Annotated in this window: 22 protein-coding genes; 12 read left to right on the forward strand and 10 right to left on the reverse strand. The window is 59.1% G+C overall.

The window, feature by feature from the left end:
* Window positions 1-2 precede the first annotated feature (2 nt).
* Both moaE and GTU76_RS18205 read left to right on the forward strand, forming a co-directional pair.
* Entirely contained in the window at window positions 3-455 is a 453-nt protein-coding gene (moaE, locus tag GTU76_RS18200) for a molybdopterin synthase catalytic subunit MoaE (RefSeq protein ID WP_016771590.1), read from the forward strand.
* Between the two features lie 285 nt (window positions 456-740).
* Window positions 741-1,517, forward strand: a complete 777-nt coding sequence (locus tag GTU76_RS18205) for an ABC transporter substrate-binding protein (protein WP_175555288.1) — start codon at window positions 741-743, stop codon at window positions 1,515-1,517.
* A gap of 84 nt (window positions 1,518-1,601) precedes the next feature.
* Here the strand turns inward: GTU76_RS18205 and GTU76_RS18210 are convergent, their stop codons facing one another.
* From GTU76_RS18210 to GTU76_RS18230, 5 genes are all read right to left on the reverse strand, one after another.
* Entirely contained in the window at window positions 1,602-2,228 is a 627-nt protein-coding gene (locus GTU76_RS18210; protein ID WP_180699248.1) for a helix-turn-helix transcriptional regulator, read from the reverse strand.
* A 93-nt stretch (window positions 2,229-2,321) separates the two neighbouring features.
* Window positions 2,322-3,449, reverse strand: a complete 1,128-nt coding sequence (locus tag GTU76_RS18215) for an NAD(P)/FAD-dependent oxidoreductase (RefSeq protein ID WP_180699249.1) — start codon at window positions 3,447-3,449, stop codon at window positions 2,322-2,324.
* Between the two features lie 148 nt (window positions 3,450-3,597).
* Window positions 3,598-4,548 carry an ornithine cyclodeaminase family protein gene (locus GTU76_RS18220; RefSeq protein WP_016985011.1) on the reverse strand — a complete coding sequence of 317 codons (951 nt, stop codon included), beginning with the start codon at window positions 4,546-4,548 and terminating at the stop codon, window positions 3,598-3,600.
* A gap of 137 nt (window positions 4,549-4,685) precedes the next feature.
* Window positions 4,686-6,164 (reverse strand): ATP-dependent RNA helicase RhlB, encoded by a 1,479-nt coding sequence (rhlB, locus tag GTU76_RS18225; protein ID WP_016985010.1) that lies wholly within the window; start codon window positions 6,162-6,164, stop codon window positions 4,686-4,688.
* A gap of 97 nt (window positions 6,165-6,261) precedes the next feature.
* On the reverse strand, window positions 6,262-6,918 hold the full coding sequence (locus tag GTU76_RS18230) for an alpha/beta hydrolase (RefSeq protein WP_016985009.1): 657 nt from the start codon (window positions 6,916-6,918) through the stop codon (window positions 6,262-6,264).
* Window positions 6,919-7,385: 467 nt separating this feature from the next.
* Between GTU76_RS18230 and GTU76_RS18235 the strand changes: the two genes are divergently transcribed.
* From GTU76_RS18235 to GTU76_RS18250, 4 genes are all read left to right on the forward strand, one after another.
* Window positions 7,386-8,417: an amino acid ABC transporter substrate-binding protein gene (locus GTU76_RS18235; RefSeq protein WP_007914328.1), complete on the forward strand. Its 1,032-nt coding sequence runs from the start codon at window positions 7,386-7,388 to the stop codon at window positions 8,415-8,417.
* Between the two features lie 66 nt (window positions 8,418-8,483).
* Complete coding sequence (locus GTU76_RS18240) at window positions 8,484-9,665, forward strand: amino acid ABC transporter permease (RefSeq protein ID WP_016985008.1); 1,182 nt, start codon at window positions 8,484-8,486, stop codon at window positions 9,663-9,665.
* 10 nt (window positions 9,666-9,675) lie between these two features.
* A complete protein-coding gene (locus tag GTU76_RS18245; protein WP_016985007.1) occupies window positions 9,676-10,770 on the forward strand; it encodes an amino acid ABC transporter permease in 1,095 nt (364 codons plus the stop codon).
* Between the two features lie 11 nt (window positions 10,771-10,781).
* On the forward strand, window positions 10,782-11,546 hold the full coding sequence (locus tag GTU76_RS18250; protein ID WP_008080191.1) for an amino acid ABC transporter ATP-binding protein: 765 nt from the start codon (window positions 10,782-10,784) through the stop codon (window positions 11,544-11,546).
* A 57-nt stretch (window positions 11,547-11,603) separates the two neighbouring features.
* Here GTU76_RS18250 and GTU76_RS18255 read toward each other — a convergent pair whose 3' ends face one another.
* Both GTU76_RS18255 and GTU76_RS18260 read right to left on the reverse strand, forming a co-directional pair.
* Entirely contained in the window at window positions 11,604-12,092 is a 489-nt protein-coding gene (locus tag GTU76_RS18255; protein WP_016985006.1) for a type II toxin-antitoxin system MqsA family antitoxin, read from the reverse strand.
* Window positions 12,089-12,400 (reverse strand): type II toxin-antitoxin system MqsR family toxin, encoded by a 312-nt coding sequence (locus tag GTU76_RS18260; RefSeq protein WP_016985005.1) that lies wholly within the window; start codon window positions 12,398-12,400, stop codon window positions 12,089-12,091. The genes GTU76_RS18255 and GTU76_RS18260 overlap by 4 nt, the downstream gene beginning before the upstream one ends.
* A gap of 166 nt (window positions 12,401-12,566) precedes the next feature.
* On the opposite strand from GTU76_RS18260, the gene GTU76_RS18265 reads away from it, so the two are divergent.
* From GTU76_RS18265 to GTU76_RS18285, 5 genes are all read left to right on the forward strand, one after another.
* Window positions 12,567-13,226 (forward strand): FadR/GntR family transcriptional regulator, encoded by a 660-nt coding sequence (locus GTU76_RS18265; RefSeq protein WP_180699250.1) that lies wholly within the window; start codon window positions 12,567-12,569, stop codon window positions 13,224-13,226.
* Entirely contained in the window at window positions 13,216-14,520 is a 1,305-nt protein-coding gene (locus GTU76_RS18270) for a CynX/NimT family MFS transporter (protein ID WP_175555278.1), read from the forward strand. Before GTU76_RS18265 ends, GTU76_RS18270 begins: the two co-directional genes overlap by 11 nt.
* 203 nt (window positions 14,521-14,723) lie before the next feature.
* On the forward strand, window positions 14,724-15,194 hold the full coding sequence (locus GTU76_RS18275) for a nuclear transport factor 2 family protein (RefSeq protein ID WP_180699251.1): 471 nt from the start codon (window positions 14,724-14,726) through the stop codon (window positions 15,192-15,194).
* Window positions 15,195-15,233: 39 nt separating this feature from the next.
* Complete coding sequence (locus GTU76_RS18280; RefSeq protein WP_175555277.1) at window positions 15,234-15,536, forward strand: GIY-YIG nuclease family protein; 303 nt, start codon at window positions 15,234-15,236, stop codon at window positions 15,534-15,536.
* An 84-nt stretch (window positions 15,537-15,620) separates the two neighbouring features.
* The gene (locus GTU76_RS18285) at window positions 15,621-16,556 is read left to right on the forward strand and encodes a glutathione S-transferase family protein (protein WP_180699252.1); all 936 of its coding nucleotides are present in this window, start codon (window positions 15,621-15,623) and stop codon (window positions 16,554-16,556) included.
* Window positions 16,557-16,658: 102 nt separating this feature from the next.
* Here GTU76_RS18285 and GTU76_RS18290 read toward each other — a convergent pair whose 3' ends face one another.
* Both GTU76_RS18290 and yejK read right to left on the reverse strand, forming a co-directional pair.
* Window positions 16,659-17,009 carry a glutaredoxin family protein gene (locus GTU76_RS18290; RefSeq protein ID WP_175555275.1) on the reverse strand — a complete coding sequence of 117 codons (351 nt, stop codon included), beginning with the start codon at window positions 17,007-17,009 and terminating at the stop codon, window positions 16,659-16,661.
* The gene (yejK, locus tag GTU76_RS18295; RefSeq protein WP_007909053.1) at window positions 17,009-18,013 is read right to left on the reverse strand and encodes a nucleoid-associated protein YejK; all 1,005 of its coding nucleotides are present in this window, start codon (window positions 18,011-18,013) and stop codon (window positions 17,009-17,011) included. The genes GTU76_RS18290 and yejK overlap by 1 nt, the downstream gene beginning before the upstream one ends.
* A gap of 395 nt (window positions 18,014-18,408) precedes the next feature.
* On the opposite strand from yejK, the gene GTU76_RS18300 reads away from it, so the two are divergent.
* On the forward strand, window positions 18,409-18,690 hold the full coding sequence (locus GTU76_RS18300; protein ID WP_003221909.1) for an HU family DNA-binding protein: 282 nt from the start codon (window positions 18,409-18,411) through the stop codon (window positions 18,688-18,690).
* Window positions 18,691-18,883: 193 nt separating this feature from the next.
* On the opposite strand, the gene rlmF is transcribed toward GTU76_RS18300, so the two are convergent.
* A complete protein-coding gene (rlmF, locus tag GTU76_RS18305) occupies window positions 18,884-19,903 on the reverse strand; it encodes a 23S rRNA (adenine(1618)-N(6))-methyltransferase RlmF (protein WP_095119373.1) in 1,020 nt (339 codons plus the stop codon).
* Between the last annotated feature and the right edge of the window lie 46 nt (window positions 19,904-19,949).

A 19,949-nucleotide genomic window follows, 5' to 3' on the forward strand; every position in this document is an offset into this window, starting at 1 on the left:
CCATGGCGATTCGTGTGCAGGCCACGCCGTTCGATCCGGGCGCTGAAGTCAACGCAATGCACGCGGCCAATGTCGGCGTCGGCGCGGTGGTGAGCTTTGTCGGCTATGTGCGCGACTTCAACGACGGCCTCGATGTGGCGGGGATGTTCCTCGAACACTATCCGGGCATGACCGAAAAAGCCCTCGGCAAGATCGCCGTTGAAGCGGAACAGCGCTGGCCGCTGTTGAAACTGGAAGTGCTGCATCGCATCGGCGCGCTGGAACCGGGCGAGCCGATCGTGTTTGTCGGCGCCGCCAGTGCCCATCGCCAGGCCGCCTTCGATGCCTGCGCCTTTGTCATGGACTACCTGAAAACCCGCGCACCGTTCTGGAAGAAAGAGAACACCAGCGACGGGCCGCGTTGGGTTGAAGGGCGGGACAGTGATCATGCTGCGGCGGATCGCTGGAAAAAGTAATTCCTGTAGCGCCCTTCAGTAAGCCTTCGCGAGCAAGCTCGCTCCCACATGGGACCTGTGTCGTGCACAAATCCAATGTGGGAGCGAGCTTGCTCGCGAAGGGGTCATCTGCAACACCAAAAACTTCGCAGACACTCTCTTCTCCCTGATTGACGGCTTGTACCTATAAGTCCAATATGGATTTCCAAGTACAAAAAAGCTTCATTCTTGCCGCTCAAAGCTCCCCGCTTGCAGCTGCTCTTCTTCATCTTGCCAAACCAACAACAAACCCGCGAGAGAACGAACATGAAGAAACTTCCCCTCATCACCGGTCTGGCCCTCAGCCTGTTGTCCTGCGCCAGCGTGTTCGCCGCCGAGCAAACCCTGCGCATCGGTATCGAAGCCGCTTACCCGCCATTCGCCTCGAAAACCGACAAGGGCGAAATCGTTGGTTTCGACTACGACATCGGCAACGCTTTGTGTGCGCAGATGAAGGTCAAGTGCGTGTGGGTCGAGGGTGAGTTCGATGGCCTGATTCCTTCGCTGAAAGTGAAGAAAATCGACATGGCGCTGTCCTCGATGACCATCAACGAAGACCGCAAGAAGTCGGTGGATTTTACTCATAAGTACTACTTCACATCCTCGCGCCTGGTGATGAAGGAAGGCGCCACCGTTGATGATCAATACGCCAGCCTCAAAGGCAAGAACATCGGCGTGCAGCGCGCGACCACCACCGATCGTTATGCCACCGAGGTGTTCGAACCGAAGGGTATCAACGTCAAGCGCTACAGCAACAACGAAGAGATTTACATGGACCTGGCAGCGGGGCGTCTTGATGCTATTTTTGCCGACACCATTCCGCTTAATGACTTTCTGTCGATGCCGCGCGGCAAGGGTTATGCGTTTGTCGGGCCTGAGTTGAAGGATCCGAAGTACGTGGGCGAAGGCGCGGGGATTGCGGTGCGCAAGGGCAATGCCGAGTTGGTCAGCCAGTTGAATGGCGCGATTGATGGCATTCGCGCGAGTGGCGAGTACCAGAAGATTTCCGAGAAGTACTTCAAGTCCGATATCTACGGCGACTGATAGAAAAGATCGCAGCCTTCGGCAGCTCCTACAGGGGAATGCGTGCTCCTGTAGGAGCTGCCGCAGGCTGCGATCTTTTGATCTTCAGCCCTTCAGCTCTTTCAAATGCTTGTACACCGTCGCCCGCCCCATGTTCAGCACATTGGCCACATAGTTCGAGGCACTCTTGCCTTTGAACGCGCCTTCGGCGTGCAGCGCCAGCACCAGCTCACGCTTGTGATCGCGGGTCAGCACATTCAGGCTCAGCTGCCGCTCACGCAGCCAGGCGTGGAGGAAAGTGTTGATGCGCTCCTGCCAGTCATCGCGAAACAGTGAGTCCGGTTGCGGGATCAGTTTGCTCGGTGAGAGGAACAGATCCAGCGCCGCCTTGGCATTCTCGAACAGCGAAATATTCAGATTGATGCACAGCACTGCCAGCGGCAGGCCTTCACTGTCGCGCAGGACGCTGCTCAGGCTGCGAATCTTCTGACCATCCCAGTTGAGCTTCTCGTACGGGCCGATATTGCGGTCGCTGACATCCTCGCTGAGCATGTCTTCCAGCGATGAGTCGTCACCGATCTCGCGTTTGGACAGGTTGTTGGCGATGTAATCGACCTTCTGTGTGCGCAGGTCGTGCAGCACCACTTCGGCGTGCGGAAAGAACAGTGTGGCGATGGCATCGGCGATGGCGCGGAAGTTATCCAGCGCCGGGTCGAACTCAGGGACGGTCATGACAGTGGAGCTCCAGGCAGCGTCAACGCCCCCGTGATCAGGAGGCGCAGCGAGTGTGCCGCAATCCGTTGGGCGCGTCATCCGGGTGGACGATCAGGCAAGGCGGGCCGGGGAGAGCATGGCGCTGCTCAGGCCGAAGTCACGCAAGTGCTCGGGCAAAGGCTCGCCGCGCACCAATGCCGCACTGGCCTGGCCCATCGCCGGCGAAGTCTGAATGCCGTAACCACCCTGCGCCGCGACCCAGAACAGCCCCGGCACCTGCGGATCGAAACCGCTGAGCAAATCACCGTCGGCAACGAAACTGCGCAGCCCGGCCCAGGTGCGGGTCGGGCGGCGGATGGTCAGCGTGGTAGCTTCTTCGATCTGGTAGATACCCATGGCGATGTCCAGTTCTTCCGGCTGCACGTCGTGGGGTTCGACCGGGTCGGCGTTGGCCGGTGAACCGAGGAACATGCCGGCGTCAGGCTTCATGTAGAAGGATTCGTCGAGACTGACCAGCATCGGCCAGTGATGAATGTCGACGCCTTCGGGGCCGGCGAAGATGAATGCGGCGCGGCGTTTCGGTTGCAGGCCCAGCGGCTTGGCGCCGGCCAGTGCGCCGACCTTGTCGGCCCAGGCGCCGGCGGCGTTGATGATCACCGGCGCACTGAAAGTCTGGCCGTTGGTTTGTACGTGCCAGAGACCGTTGGCGTCGCGGTTCAGGCCGAGTACTTCGCAATCGGTGTGCACTTCGCCGTGGTTGCGACGGATGCCGCGCAGGTAACCTTGATGCAGGGCGTCGGTGTCGATGTCGCTGGCGCTTGGATCGTAGATCGCGCCATGGACTTTTTCCCGGCGCAGGATTGGCAGTCGCGCGCAGGCTTCGTCGGCAGTGAGCAACTGCATTTCTGGCACGGTGGCTTTGGCGCTGAGGTATTGGTTGTTGAGTTCGGCAGCGTCACCGGTGAAATCCACGGTCATTTCGCCGCGTGGGGTCAACAGCGGGTGTTCGCAGAAACCGCTGGGCGGGTTGTCGAAAAACGCCCGGCTGGCCTGGGTCAGTGCGCGCACTTGCGGTGTGCCGTAAGCGGCGGTGAACAGCGCGGCGGAGCGCCCGGTGGAGTGATAGGCCGGGTGGGATTCACGTTCGAGTACGATCACTTTGCCGTGCGGCGACAGCCAGAAACCGCTGGAAGCGCCGGCAATCCCGCCGCCGATGATGATGAAGTCTGCCTGGCTCATGAAGGTCTCCTGATGCTCGAAATATGAAAATACACGCAATCCCTGTGGGAGCGAGCTTGCTCGCGAAAGCGACCTATCAGTCAACACATTCGGTGAATGTCAGACCGCATTCGCGAGCAAGCTCGCTCCCACATGGATTGCATCAGGCTTAATTCTGGTGATGGAGGAGATAAACCGCATTGGCGAGGGCAATGTCTTCCAGGCCGAGGCCAATTGAGCGGAAAAACACGTGACGGTCGTAACCCGGGCGCTGGACTTTCTCGCTGAGCAAGTCGGCGAGGTCACCAACAATCGAATCCTGGCTCCAGCCATGCTGTTCACTGGCAATCAACATCTCCCCCGCCGACCCCGGCGTGGTCAGACGATAGTCGCAGAACACCTGCATGTCGTTGAGGCTCTGCGGCGGCACTTCGTGGGCGCGTGGGGCGTTGGTGCTGATCGAGGTGATCAGTGCCGGTTTGCTCAATGCGGCGGGATCGATCACCGGTCCGGCAGACGAAGTGCACAGCATGATCACGTCGGCCTCGGCGATGGCCGCATCACGGCTGTCAGCGATCTTCAGATTGGGCGTGATGGCTTTCAACAGTGCCTGGGTTTGCGCTTCGGCGGCCAGGCTTGGCGAATACAGGCTGATGCTCTGCCAGTTGCGCAGCGATCTCACGTAGTGCAAATGCGCCTGGGCAACCTTGCCGCTGCCGATGATCGCCAGTCGCGTGGCATTCAGCGGCGCGAGGGCGTCGACCGCCACGGCGGTGGTCGCAGCGGTGCGCGCGGTGGTCAGTTCACCGGCATCGCAGAGCAGCAGCGGTTGGCCGGTTTTCATCGACATCAGCAGCGTCCACGCCGTCACCCGCGCACCGTGCTCGCCAACGATATACGGCGAAGTCTTCACGCCGTACACACCGTCTTCAGCCAGCACGCCCAGATAGTTGATGAAGTCGCCGGCACCCTGCGGGAACTCCACCAGTTGTTGCGCCGGCTGCACAGCGTTCCCGGCGGCGAGGTCTCGAAACAGCTTGCGCAATATCTGCGGTACATCGATGCGCGCCAGCAGCTCGCGAGCCTGATGCTGGTCGATCACGTAGGGCGTACTGGACATGTCAGGCTCCGAAAATGCAAACATAAACTTATTTGTCCATTATGGACTTTTAGTTTTGTCGGGCAAGCATCTGATGAAAATCCGCGCGAAAAAAAAGCGCAGTCCGTTGCCGGCTGCGCTTTTCTTTTAAACGTCGCTTACTGCGGACGCTTGCGCTCAACCGCACGCAACAGATGCGTCGGCGGCGTTTCACAGCTGATCTTGCGACCGAGCTTCTCTTCGATGGACGGCAACTGATAGGAGTCGTCCTCACCGGCGAAGCTGATCGACACGCCATCGGCGCCAGCACGACCGGTCCGGCCGATGCGGTGCACGTAGTCGTCCGGGACTTCCGGCAGAGTGAAGTTGATCACGTGGCTGATGCCGTCGATGTGGATGCCGCGACCGGCCACATCAGTGGCGACCAGTACGCGAATCTTGCCCTCGCGGAAACCTTCCAGGGTCTTGATGCGCTTGTGCTGCGGCACGTCGCCGGACAACTGCGCAGCATTCACACCGTCGCGCACCAGACGCTCTTCGATACGGCGGACTTCGTCCTTGCGGTTGGCGAAGACCATCACCCGCTCCCAGCCATTATCGTTGACCAGGTTGTAGAGCAATTTGTACTTGTCGGCACCGGCCACCGCATAGATGTGTTGCTCAACGTTTTCGCTGGCGACGTTGGTGACTTCGATTTCGACAATGGACGGATCGGTCGTCCATTGCTTGGCCAGGTTCATCACGTCTTCAGTGAAGGTCGCGGAGAACAGCAGGGTCTGGCGCTCGGACTTCGGCGGGGTCTGGCGAATGATCTGCCGTACTTGTGGGATGAAACCCATGTCGAGCATGCGGTCGGCTTCGTCCAGCACCATGACTTCGACCATGTCCAGGTGCACGTCGCCACGTTGGTTGAAGTCGAGCAGGCGGCCCGGTGTCGCGACGAGGATGTCGCAGTGGCGCGCTTCGAGGTGCTTGAGCTGCTTGTCGAAGTCCATGCCACCGACAAACGTCATGACGTTGAGGCCGGTGTACTTGGTCAGGTCGGCAGCGTCCTTGGCGATCTGCACCACCAGCTCACGGGTCGGCGCGATGATCAGCGCACGGGGTTCACCCATGTAGCGTTCTTTCGGCGGCGGCGTTTGCAGCAACTGGGTGATGATCGAAATCAGAAACGCGGCGGTTTTGCCGGTACCGGTCTGTGCGCGGCCAATGGCGTCTTTGCCAGCGAGGGTGAAGCCCAGCACCTGCGCCTGAATCGGCGTGCAGTACGGAAAACCCAGATCCTGGATGGCGTGCATCAGTTCTGGTGAAAGCTTGAAATCGTGGAAGCGGGTTTTGCCTTCCTGTGGGTCGACAACGAAATCTTCGAGTTTCCACGGAATTACCGGTGCCTTGGGCTTCGGTTCGCGGCGCGGTCTGGCCGGTTTCGGCGCTTCGCTGTGGGCAGGTTCGGCGGCGATTGACGCGGCCGGTGCCGGTTGCGGTTCTGCCTTCGGTGCCGCTACATGAGCGGGGCGGTCGGCCTGGGGCGCATCGTTGCGATGACCGGGGGCGTGCGACGGCGCACTGGGAACTGGCGCGAGCTGCTCAGCCTCGCTTTTACCGAACATCTTCTTGAGTGCTTTGAGCACGGTCATCTCATCAATTGGTTAAGGAATGTACGCCGGCCAGTGTAATGCAAGAAACGGGCGCGGCGTAGGGGGAGGGATCAAAGGGCGATTTTAATCTCGACGCTTAGCGCAGACGTTCGCTCAACCAGACGCCGATGTCGCGAATTTCCTCGGGTAACACTTCGTGCTCCATTGGGTATTCCTGCCATGTCACGGTGACACCATGCTTCAGCAAATGCTCGTAGGCACTGCGGCCCATCGAGTTCTGCACCACGCCATCGAACTGGCCGTGCAGGCACAGCGCGGGAATCCGCTGCTGACTGGCTGAAAGCTCCATCTCATCACTGAAGGTCGGCGCATACGTCGACAACGCCAGTACACCACCCAACGGCCCCTGCCATTTCACAAATGCGCTGTGCAAGACCACGGCGCCACCCTGGGAAAAACCGGCGAGGAAAATCCGCGAGGCGTCTATTCCGCTGGCGCGCTGGTTTTCGATCAATTCGATGATGCGATCCGCTGATGCTTCCAGCTCATCACGATCGATCGCCCGGGCCGGGCTCATGGCTTTAATGTCGTACCAGCTCGGCATGGCATATCCGCCATTTATCGTCACTGGACGGGTCGGTGCCTGCGGCAACACGAAGCGCGTGCTCAGCAGGCTTTCCTGCAACGCTTCCGCTACCGGCAAGAAGTCGTAGCGATCGGCGCCGAGGCCGTGCAGCCAGATCACGCAGGCGTCTGCGGGCTTAACAGGCTGAAGAATCAAGGGCTCGGTCATGTCTGCTCCAAATATGTGCGGGCGCTCTCATTAAGTGCGTGATTCGAGTGCGCGTCCGGTTGATCCGTTAAGAAGATGTCGCAAGGTTACAAGTTTTGCTATTGACCTGTCGCCGAATCGATTCCGCGGCGGGTGTGGTACGGGCTTTGCTATGGCTTGAACCGTGCAACCGATCTTGCGTGGGCGGTAACACTATCAGTGTACGACCCGCGACGGGATTGCAAAGAATCCGGTGATGGATGTTCGCCAATGGCCGCTACGGGCTTAGCGAACGTGAAAGGGCTACAGCCCGTTCGGCCGATTGGTGAGAAGTGAGTTGTCCATGATGTGGATTTTCTCCTACTAGACTCATAGCGAAGGTCTTACGTCGGTTGACCCCAAAAAAAGCCAACACGGGTCAGCAACGCCTCAAAAGGGTGCGACTGGACTCAAGCTCCGACACAACAAGAGCAAAACTGGAGGTTTGAATGAAGATGTTGAAATCCACCCTGGCCATCGTGACTGCAGCAACAGTACTCGGTGTCAGCGGGTTCGCTCAGGCGGGTGCAACCCTGGATGCAGTGCAGAAGAAAGGTTTCGTGCAGTGTGGCGTGAGCGACGGTCTGCCGGGCTTCTCGGTACCGGACGCGACCGGCAAGATCCTCGGGATCGACGCTGACGTCTGCCGCGCTGTGGCCGCTGCCGTATTCGGCGACGCGACCAAGGTCAAGTTCAGTCAGTTGAACGCCAAGGAGCGCTTCACCGCGCTGCAATCGGGCGAGATCGACATCCTGTCGCGCAACACCACCATGACCAGTTCGCGTGACGCGGGCATGGGCCTGAAATTCCCGGGCTTCATTACCTACTACGACGGCATCGGCTTCCTGGTGAACAACAAGCTGGGCGTGAAGAGTGCCAAAGAGCTGGACGGTGCAACCATCTGCATCCAGGCCGGTACCACCACCGAGCTGAACGTTTCCGACTACTTCCGCGGCAACGGTCTGAAATACACCCCGATCACTTTCGACACCTCCGATGAAAGCGCCAAGTCGCTGGAATCCGGTCGTTGCGACGTGCTGACCTCCGACAAGTCCCAACTGTTCGCCCAGCGCAGCAAGCTGGCCTCGCCGAAGGACTACGTGGTGCTGCCGGAAACCATTTCCAAAGAACCACTGGGCCCGGTCGTACGTAACGGCGACGACGAGTGGCTGGCCATCGTCCGTTGGGTTGGCTACGCGCTGCTCAACACCGAAGAAGCCGGCATCACTTCGAAGAACGTCGAAGCTGAAGCCAAGTCGACCAAGAACCCGGACGTCGCCCGTATGCTCGGCGCTGACGGCGAGTACGGCAAAGACCTGAAACTGCCGAAGGACTGGGTGGTGCAGATCGTCAAACAAGTCGGCAACTACGGCGAGATCTTCGAGAAAAACCTCGGCAAGAGCACTCCGCTGGAGATCGACCGTGGTCTGAACGCCCTGTGGAACAACGGCGGCATTCAGTACGCACCACCAGTGCGCTAATGGTTCTATCACCCGGCGGGCCAACCGCCGGGTGATGTTCTTGTTCCATTTTTTCCGGGGCACTTCATGCAAAATTCAATCGGCGCACCAAAGCAGAGGCTCAGCCTCAGCGATCCACGAGTGCGTGCGTGGCTATTCCAGATCATCACTGTTGTGGCGGTGGTCTCGCTGGGCTGGTACTTGTTCGACAACACGCAAACCAACCTTCAGCACCGGGGCATTACCTCCGGTTTCGGCTTTCTGGAGCGCAGTGCCGGGTTCGGCATCGCTCAACACCTGATCGACTACACCGAAGCGGACAGCTATGCCCGCGTCTTCGTCATCGGTCTTCTCAATACCTTGTTGGTGACAGTGATCGGCGTGATTCTGGCGACGATTCTCGGTTTCATCATCGGTGTGGCGCGGCTGTCGCAGAACTGGATCATCAGCAAACTGGCGACCGTGTATGTGGAAGTGTTCCGCAACATTCCGCCGCTGCTGCAAATCCTGTTCTGGTACTTCGCGGTGTTCCTGACCATGCCGGGGCCGCGCAACAGCCATAACTTCGGCGACACCTTCTTCGTCAGCAGCCGTGGCCTGAACATGCCGGCCGCGCTGGCTGCCGACGGTTTCTGGGCGTTCGTGATCAGCGTCGCAGTGGCCATTGTCGGCATCGTGTTGATGACGCGCTGGGCCAACAAACGCTTCGAAGAAACCGGCGTGCCGTTCCACAAGTTCTGGGTGGGCCTGGCGATTTTGCTGGTGATCCCGGCGTTGTGCGCACTGATCTTCGGCGCACCGCTGCATTGGGAAATGCCGAAGCTGCAAGGCTTCAACTTCGTCGGCGGCTGGGTGCTGATCCCGGAACTGCTCGCCTTGACCCTGGCCCTGACCGTGTACACCGCAGCATTCATCGCCGAGATCGTGCGTTCCGGGATCAAGTCGGTCAGCCACGGCCAGACCGAAGCGGCGCGTTCGCTCGGCCTGCGCAACGGCCCGACCCTGCGCAAGGTGATCATTCCGCAAGCCCTGCGCGTGATCATTCCGCCGCTGACCAGCCAATACCTCAATCTGGCGAAGAACTCCTCGCTGGCGGCCGGTATCGGTTACCCGGAAATGGTGTCGCTGTTTGCCGGCACGGTGCTCAACCAGACCGGTCAGGCGATCGAAGTGATTGCCATCACCATGAGCGTGTACCTGGCGATCAGTATCAGCATTTCCCTGCTGATGAACTGGTACAACAAGCGCATTGCGCTGATCGAGCGGTAAGGAAAAGCGCATGAGTACTCATACTTTCAAACCCGACATGCCCCCACCGAACAGCAGCATCGGCGTGGTGGCGTGGATGCGCGCGAACATGTTCTCCAGCTGGCTCAACACCCTGCTGACCCTGTTTGCGTTTTACCTGATCTACCTCGTGGTGCCACCTATCCTCAGCTGGGCGATTGTCGATGCCAACTGGGTCGGCACCACTCGCGCCGATTGCACCAAGGAGGGTGCCTGCTGGGTGTTCATTCAGCAGCGTTTCGGCCAGTTCATGTACGGCTACTACCCGACGGAGTTGCGCTGGCGCGTCGACCTGACCGTGTGGCTGGCGGTGATCGGCGCGGCGCCATTGTTCATCTCGCGCGTGCCGCGTAAAGCGGTATACGGGCTGAGCTTTCTGGTGCTGTACCCGATCATTGCCTTCACCCTGCTGCACGGCGGTTTCGGTCTGACCAATGTGGCGACCAGCCAATGGGGCGGCCTGATGCTGACCCTGGTGATCGCCACTGTCGGTATCGCAGGAGCTTTGCCACTGGGGATCGTGCTGGCGCTGGGTCGTCGTTCGAACATGCCGGCGATTCGTGTGGTCTGCGTGACCTTCATCGAGTTCTGGCGCGGTGTGCCGTTGATCACGGTGCTGTTCATGTCTTCGGTGATGCTGCCGCTGTTCCTGCCCGAAGGCATGAACTTCGACAAGCTGCTGCGGGCACTGATCGGCGTGATCCTGTTCCAGTCGGCCTATGTGGCTGAGGTGGTGCGCGGCGGTCTGCAAGCGATCCCCAAAGGTCAGTACGAAGCGGCTGCGGCGATGGGTCTCGGTTACTGGCGTTCGATGGGCCTGGTGATCCTGCCGCAAGCCCTGAAGCTGGTGATCCCCGGCATCGTCAACACCTTCATTGCGCTGTTCAAGGACACCAGTCTGGTGATCATCATCGGCCTGTTTGACCTGCTCAACAGCGTCAAACAAGCCGCTGCCGATCCGAAATGGCTGGGCATGGCCACCGAAGGCTACGTGTTCGCCGCCCTGGTGTTCTGGATTTTCTGTTTTGGTATGTCGCGCTATTCCATGCATCTGGAACGCAAGCTCGACACTGGCCACAAGCGTTAGGAGTTGTGTAAATGAGTGAAGCAATCAAAAAGCCTGTAGGTCCTGAAGGCATTATTCAGATGCAGGGCGTCAACAAGTGGTACGGCCAGTTCCACGTGCTCAAAGACATCAACCTCAACGTCAAACAGGGCGAACGTATCGTCCTGTGCGGGCCGTCGGGTTCCGGCAAGTCGACGACGATTCGTTGCCTCAATCGCCTGGAAGAACACCAGCAGGGCCGCATCGTCGTCGACGGCGTGGAGCTGACCAACGACCTCAAGCAGATCGAAGCGATCCGCCGCGAAGTCGGTATGGTGTTCCAGCACTTCAACCTGTTCCCGCACCTGACCATTCTGCAGAACTGCACCCTGGCGCCGATGTGGGTACGCAAGATGCCCAAGCGCAAGGCCGAGGAAATCGCCATGCATTACCTGGAGCGCGTACGCATTCCGGAGCAGGCGCACAAATTCCCGGGGCAACTGTCCGGTGGTCAGCAGCAGCGTGTGGCGATTGCTCGCGCGCTGTGCATGAAACCGAAAATCATGCTGTTCGATGAACCGACTTCAGCGCTCGATCCGGAGATGGTGAAGGAAGTACTCGACACCATGATCGGTCTGGCTGAAGACGGCATGACCATGCTCTGCGTGACCCACGAAATGGGCTTTGCCCGCACCGTGGCCAACCGCGTGATCTTCATGGACAAGGGTGAAATCGTTGAGCAAGCGGCGCCGAATGACTTCTTCGATAATCCGCAGAATGAGCGGACGAAGTTGTTCTTGAGTCAGATTTTGCATTGATCGAGTCCAGGCATTGAAATAAACCCGGATTGAGTTCCGGGTTTATTTTGTCCGGGGTCAGGAGGTCAATACAGGTTCGTGTTCTGGGTAACGCGCAGCCATTAGCTGCTTGAGATCGTTACCTTGATTGACTGCCTGTACGTCGGCCAACAAATGCGGGTGGCGATCCAGTAGTTGCATCAAGGTGAGCAGCGGTTGAGGAGGAGAAAGCTCGCCCCGCTCGTAGCGTGAAAATGCATTGTGTCCTCCACCCGATAACAACTTCACCGCATTCCTTTGGGTGAGATGAAGCTTAAGTCGGATGCGTTTCATCTCGGCGCCAATAAGTCGAAGGGAGTCTTCGAGCAAACGATCCCCGGCATCCACGTAGCGTTCAGCGCTGTCGGTGTCCTTGTCAAAAATGATTTCACCGCAAACCCTGCACTCCCAACCGGCAAGAGTGTGCACGAGCCGCGAAAACTGTTTGTAATTGACGGTGAGACTGCGATTTCGAAAATGACTCATTCCGTCTTCGGTACCGCAACTGATGCACGGTCTTTTGCTCATGTGTTTTTCTCCTTGAAGGAGATTACCGGGGGCCCACCGCCAGAGCAGTAAGTCACTTTGATGTAAATCTCCAAACCACGAAACGAGGTGTGATAAACGTCGTGCCAGTTGCGATGGTTGGCGTAGGACGTCATGGATTTGTAAAGCATGCGCCGCTCAAGCGAGCAGACGATATGCGTCATTGATTCATATGACATGCCCATTTCCCTGCCAGTCTCCAGCGCGCGTCGGGTGAAGGCTTCTTTGCCGCGTCGCACGACATCCGCCTTAATCACCGCCAAGTCGTAATGGGGTGTGTTCTTCTCCATAAGAAACCAAAACCCTGTCCCTGAAATTACCCTTAAAGGGTAATTTTGACCAATCGAAAATGCCGCTCCATGTGTCTCCGATTGACCCTAGGTGGTTGCCGTCCTACACGGGTCTGACTAACATGTCAGAAAATTCATCCTATGATTGGATGAAAGGGCGAATCCTATGTCAGACATTTCTCCACTCATCAAACGATCCCTGGTCGATCAGGCCCTGGATCAACTCCGTCAGCGCATCAACAGCGGTGCCTGGCAGGTCGGCGAGCGATTGCCGACCGAACCCGAGCTGTGCGCCGAACTGGGCATCAGCCGCAACACCGTGCGCGAAGCCATGCGCGTACTCGCATTCTCCGGATTGATCGAGATTCGCCAGGGCGATGGCAGTTACCTGCGCGCAGTGGTTGATCCGATGGATACCCTGAAAGCGCTATCGCAATGCTCGCTGGAACAGGCGCGCGAGACCCGCCACATCCTCGAAGTCGAGGCCATCGGCCTGGCGGCGTCACGTCGTACCGAAGAAGACCTCGTCGCATTGCGCGAGGCACTCGGCACCAGCGGCAGTCACTACCACGGCGATCTCGATACCTACATTGCTTGCGATCTGGTGTTCCACCGTCGTCTGGTCGATGCCGCGCACAACCCGACCCTCAGTGAGCTGTATCGCTATTTCTCCAGCATCGTCGGCGCGCAATTGCGCCAGACCCTGAACATCGTCCCGCGCCGTCAGGAAGTGTTCGACCTGCACATCGCGTTGCTCGATGCGGTCGAGCAACGCGACCCGGAACGGGCCAAAGCCTTGTCGAGGCAATTGATCAATGAACCTTGAAACCGAGAAATCCATGTCCCGCAACGAGATATCCACAACCCCCAAACGCACGGCAGAGCTCGAAGAACTGCTGATCGATGCCGAGGCCGACGACGAGCAAGTGCAACAAAGCCATCCGCTGGTGCGGCGGCCGTGGCTGTTGCTGCTCGGCTTGATTCTGGTGGCGCTGAATTTGCGCCCGGCGCTGTCGAGCATGGCGCCGCTGCTCAGCGACGTTTCCAAAAGCCTCGGCTTGTCGGCGGCTCAGGCCGGTCTGCTGACCACGCTGCCGGTGTTGTGCCTCGGTTTGTTTGCGCCACTGGCGCCGATTCTGGCGCGGCGTTTTGGCGCTGAACGGGTGGTGCTGGGGATTCTGCTGACATTGGCCGGCGGGATCATTTTGCGCAGTAACTTTGGCGAGATCGGCTTATTCGCCGGCAGCGTATTGGGCGGCGCGAGCATCGGCATCGTCGGCGTGCTTTTGCCGGGCATCGTCAAACGCGACTTCGCCAAACATGCCGGCACCATGACTGGCGTCTACACCATGGCCCTGTGTCTGGGCGCGGCGATGGCGGCCGGTTCCAGCGTGCCGTTAAGCGAGCATTTTGGTGGCAGCTGGACGATCGGCCTGGGCTTTTGGGTTATCCCGGCGTTGGTGGCTGCGTTGTTCTGGTTGCCGCAAGTCGGGCAGAAACATGGCGCGCACAACGTCGCCTATCGCGTGCGCGGTCTGCTGCGTGATCCGCTGGCCTGGCAGGTGACCTTGTACATGGGCCTGCAATCATCGCTGGCCTACATCGTCTTCGGCTGGTTGCCGTCGATCCTGATCGGTCGTGGACTGACGCCAACCCAGGCCGGTCTGGTGTTGTCCGGTTCGGTGATTATTCAGCTCGCCAGTTCTCTGGCCGCGCCGTGGCTGGCGACCCGTGGCAAGGATCAGCGTCTGGCAATCGTCGTGGTCATGGCGCTGACCCTTGGCGGTCTGTTCGGCTGCCTGTACGCGCCGATCGAAGGCCTGTGGGGCTGGGCGATTTTGCTGGGTCTGGGGCAGGGCGGTACGTTCAGTCTGGCGTTGACGTTGATTGTGCTGCGTTCGCGCGATTCCCATGTCGCGGCGAACCTGTCGAGCATGTCTCAGGGCTTCGGTTACACGCTGGCGTCGATGGGGCCGTTCGCGGTCGGCGTGGTGCATGACTGGACCGGCGGCTGGAATGCCGTGGGCTGGATCTTTGGCATTATCGGCACCGGTGCGATCATTGCTGGCCTCGGTGCCGGGCGTGCGCTGTACGTGCAAGTGCAAAGCGAAAAAATCTGACGCGGTTCAAACTGTAGGAGTGAGCCTGCTCGCGATAGCTTTATACCTGTCAACGTTGCGCTGACTGACACACCGCTATCGCGAGCAGGCTCACTCCTACAAGGTTATGCGTGTTCTCGGTATTCGCTGTGCGAATGCCGATAGTGTTTCTGCGCATTGCGGATTATCGTGCTGGCACTCTGTACCTATTTTGGAGATTGCCCATGAGCGAAACCCACGCCGCGTTGATCAGCCGCTTCTACCAGGCCTTCCAGCGCCTGGATGCCGAAGCCATGGCCGCCTGCTACACCGACGACGTAGTGTTCAGCGATCCGGCCTTCGGCGAACTGCGTGGGCGCGATGCCGGCGACATGTGGCGCATGCTCACCACCCGCGCCAAAGACTTCTCGCTGACCTTCGACAACGTTCGCGCCGACGAGCGCAGCGGCGGCGCGCATTGGGTCGCGACTTATCTGTTCAGCCAGACCGGCAACATCGTCATCAACGATATCCAGGCCAGCTTCGTGTTCCGTGACGGCAAGATCTGCGAGCACCACGATCATTTTGATCTGTGGCGCTGGTCGCGTCAGGCGCTGGGTTTCAAGGGCCTGCTGCTGGGCTGGACGCCGCTGGTGCGCAACGCCGTACGCGCTCAGGCATTGAAGGGACTGAAGGCATTTCAGGCCGGTCGCTGATAAGATCGCCGCCTGTTTCCTACACGTCTTGATCCCGAAGTGACCAGCCTTAGCGAAAAATCTGTCGATGTGGCCGAACCGGTGAGCAAGTCCTGGTTCGTCTACCTCGTTCGCGCCGCCAATGGTTCGTTGTACTGCGGAATCAGCAACGACCCTGTGCGCCGTTTCGCCAAACATCAAAGCGGCAAAGGCGCGCGGTTCTTCCTCTCCAGCCCGGCGATGGCGCTGGTCTACACCGAACTGTGCCGCGACAAGAGCGATGCGCTGCGCCAGGAACGGTTAATCAAAAAACTCAGGAAAAGCGCCAAGGAATGTCTGGTCGCGTCTTATCAATCTGACTGATCAGTTCCCATCAGCCAGATCTGTAGGCTGCTAAGCAAATGCACGCTAAGCTGCCAGCTCATTATCTGAGCGGCGGAGCCGAGCATGTCCGAGTTGATTCTGCATCATTACCCGACTTCTCCATTTGCCGAGAAGGCCCGCCTGCTGCTGGGCTTCAAAGGCTTGTCGTGGCGCTCGGTGCATATCTCGCCGGTGATGCCGAAACCGGATCTGACCGCGCTGACCGGTGGCTACCGCAAGACGCCGGTGCTGCAGATTGGCTCTGACATCTATTGCGACACATCGTTAATCGCGCGGCGCCTGGAGCAGGAAAAGGCGTTGCCGGCGTTCTTCCCCGAAGGTCAGGAATTTACCGCTGCCAGTTTTGCCACGTGGGCTGACTCGGTGGTGTTTCAACATGCGGTGAGTCTGGTGTTCCAACCGGAATCAGTGGCAGTGCGCTTCGGCAAACTGCCGCCGGAAGCGATCAAGGCGTTTCTCGCCGACCGTGCAGGTTTGTTCTCGGGTGGCAGTGCCACGCGTTTGTCCGCCGAACAGGCCAAGCATCAATGGCCGACGATCATGGCTCGCCTGGAGCAGCAGTTACAGCGCGAGCAGGGCGACTTCCTGTTCGGCGAACCGTCGATTGCCGACTTTGCACTGGCGCATCCCATGTGGTTCCTGAAGGCCACGCATGTCACGGCTCCGCTGGTGGATGAGTATCCGGCGGTTGCAGCCTGGTTGGGCCGAGTGCTGGGTTTTGGTCATGGCGCGGCGAGTGCGATGACTTCGGAAGAGGCGCTGGAGGTTGCACGTAACGCGACACCGGCGGCGTTGCCGGATGAGCAGTTCGTAGATCCGAATGGGTTCAAGGCTGGGCAGCAGGTGGCGATCTCTGCGACCGATTACGGGGTTGATCCGGTGGTGGGTGAGTTGCTGTTTGCCGGTCGCGAAGAGTTGATCATTCGTCGCGAAGACGAGCGTGGCGGTGTGGTGCATGTGCACTTCCCGCGTTTCGGTTTCCGCATCGAAGCCCGCTAAAGATCCATTGTGGGAGCGAGCCTGCTCGCGAAAGCGGTGTGTCAGACAACAACAGTGTTGAATGATCAGCCGTCTTCGCGAGCAGGCTCGCTCCCACATTGATTATTTCAGGGCGGCGAGGATTTCGTCCGGGTCGAATCCGCGAATCAACGTGCCGTTGACATCGATCAACGGTATCCCGCGTCCGCCCAATGCCTCATACGCCTTGCGCGCCTCGGTATTCTTCTCGATATCGAATTCCTTGAAGGGAATCCCCTTGCTGTCGAGAAAGCGTTTGGTCTGCTTGCAATAGCCGCACCAGTCGGTGGCGTAGAGCACGACGTTGGCTTGCGCGCGCGTCTGCTCTGCAACCATCTGCGACGGATTGAACACCCGCTCGATCTTGCCCCAGTTCTGATAGACCACCACCACCAGCAGAACCAGCGCAACTTTCTTCAGCACATTGCCGAGCATCAGTTACGCCGCTTCAACTGATCGGTGAGCGATGTCGGCAGGCCCTTGATCACCAGGGTGCCAGCTTCTTCGTCGTATTCGATCTTCGAGCCCAGCAGGTGCGCTTCAAAGCTGATCGACAGGCCTTCGGCGCGGCCGGTGAAGCGGCGGAATTGATTCAGGGTGCGTTTGTCCGCCGGAATCTCTGGCGACAGGCCGTAATCCTTGTTGCGGATGTGATCGTAGAAGGCTTTCGGGCGTTCTTCGTCGATCAGCTCGGAGAGTTCTTCCAGGCCCATCGGTTCGCCGAGTTTGGCCTGGCTGCTGGCGTAATCGACCAGGGTCTTGGTCTTCTCGCGGGCGGATTCTTCCGGCAGGTCTTCGCTTTCTACGAAGTCGCTGAAAGCCTTGAGCAGCGTGCGCGTCTCGCCCGGGCCGTCGACGCCTTCCTGGCAACCAATGAAGTCGCGGAAGTATTCCGAAACCTTTTTGCCGTTCTTGCCCTTGATGAACGAGATGTATTGCTTGGACTGCTTGTTGTTCTGCCACTCGGAAACGTTGATGCGCGCCGCCAGGTGCAGTTGACCGAGGTCGAGGTGGCGCGACGGGGTCACGTCCAGCTCGTCGGTCACCGCCACGCCTTCGCTGTGGTGCAGCAGGGCGATCGCCAGGTAATCGGTCATGCCTTGCTGATAGTGGGCGAACAGCACGTGGCCGCCGACCGACAGGTTCGATTCTTCCATCAACTTTTGCAGGTGCTCGACCGCGACTTTGCTGAACGCGGTGAAGTCCTTGCCGCCTTCCATGTATTCCTTCAGCCAGCCGCTGAACGGGAACGCTCCGGATTCCGGATGGAACAGGCCCCAGGCTTTGCCCTGTTTGGCGTTATAGCTCTCGTTGAGGTCGGCGAGCATGTTTTCGATGGCTGCAGACTCGGCCAGTTCCGTGTCACGGGCGTGCAGAACTGCGGGCGTGCCGTCGGGTTTTTTGTCGATCAGGTGGACGATGCAATGACGGATCGGCATGGGCTTCTCGGCTGTTGGAAGGGAGGAGGGCAGGCTCCCCCGAAAAAGCGCCCAGTGTACCGCAACCACTGGTTTTGGCGCGGGTTGTAGGGCAAAACCGGGGCGCGTACTGACGCATATGCAGTTTTTTACCGATTTAGCGTAATAAAGCTGACCAAATGGGTAGCTAGAGGCGGATATTTCCCCGTCTCTGTGCTAGTTTTGCCCGGTCTTACGCGAAGTCACTGCGTTAAGCGTGCAATCAGCATTTGTCAGGTCGAACCAAACCCTGATTTCGGCATCTATAACCCGACTCGTCGTGGTTATCGCCGAGGGTGCCAGATCCAGAAGATCGGGCTCGATGGCTGACACTGCACTCTGCAATCCATATGAATTTGATAGGGAAGGAACACTACATGGCTCTTACTAAAGACCAACTGATCGCCGACATCGCTGAAGCTATCGACGCGCCGAAAACCACCGCGCGTAACGCTCTGGACCAACTGGGCCAAATCGTTGCCGATCAGCTGGAAAACGGCGGCGAAATCACCTTGCCAGGTATCGGCAAGCTGAAAGTGACCGAGCGTCCTGCCCGCACTGGCCGTAACCCTTCGACTGGCGCTGCCATCGAAATCCCTGCTAAGAAAGTGATCAAGCTGGTTGTGGCCAAAGGCCTGACCGACGCTGTGAACAAGTAAGACGCAGCAATAAAAAACCGTGCATCGGAGTGATCCGGGCACGGTTTTTTTGTGTCTGCGATTTGGTGAGGCGTTACTCCGCCTGTAGGAGCTGTCGAGTGAAACGACGCTGCGATCTTTTGATCTTGTTTTCAGGATCAAGATCAAAAGATCGCAGCGTGCCGCAGCTCCTACAGGGGCATCTGCGCAGCTATTAGCGTACCCAGCGCTCGCGGCGCCAGATCTGCTGCTCGGACTTGGTCTGGAAAGTCCAGGCGACGAAACGGCTTTGCTTCTGGCCTTGCGACATCTCCACCACTTGGCTTTCCAGCACGCCGGCCTTTTTCAGCGCGGTTTCGATGGCCGGCAGGTTCGACGCTTTCGACACCAAGGTGCTGAACCACAGCACCTTATGCTGGAAGTTCGCGCTCTCGGCGATCAGTTGCGTCACGAAACGCGCCTCGCCACCTTCACACCACAGTTCAGCCGACTGCCCGCCGAAGTTCAGCACCGGCAGTTTGCGTTTCGGGTCAGCCTTGCCCAATGCGCGCCATTTGCGCTCGCTGCCCTTGGTCGCTTCATCCATCGAAGCGTGGAACGGCGGGTTGCACATGGTCAGGTCAAAGCGCTCGCCCGGTTCCAGCAAGCCAATCAGGATGTGCTTGCGGTTTTCCTGCTGGCGCAGCTGGATAACTTTGTTCAGGTCGTTGGACTGAACGATGGCGCGGGCAGCGGCCACGGCGGTCGGGTCGATTTCCGAGCCGAGGAAGTGCCAGCGGTATTCGCTGTTACCGATCAGCGGATATACGCAGTTGGCGCCCATCCCGATGTCCAGCACGTTGACGATCGCGCCGCGTGGCACCTTGCCGTCGTTCATGCTGGCCAGCAAATCCGCAAGGAAGTGCACGTAATCGGCACGGCCCGGAACCGGTGGGCAAAGGTAATCCGCCGGGATGTCCCAATGCTGGATGCCATAGAACGACTTGAGCAGCGCCCGGTTGAACACACGCACCGCATCGGGGCTGGCGAAGTCGATGCTTTCCTTGCCGTACGGGTTGGTGATCACGAACTTCGCCAGTTCCGGCGTGGTTTTGATCAGCGCCGGGAAGTCGTAACGACCCTGATGGCGATTGCGCGGGTGCAGGCTGGCCTTTTCGCGCGGTTCGACGGTCTTGGCCGGGGTCGCGGAGTCAGGCTTCTTGCGCGCAGGTTTGGGTGTGCGGGGGGCGTTCATGGGCGTGGTCGATTCGGGTATGGCTGAAAGTGGCGGGTATTGTCCC

It is taken from the genome of Pseudomonas crudilactis, from assembly GCF_013433315.1.
Taxonomy (GTDB): domain Bacteria; phylum Pseudomonadota; class Gammaproteobacteria; order Pseudomonadales; family Pseudomonadaceae; genus Aquipseudomonas; species Aquipseudomonas crudilactis.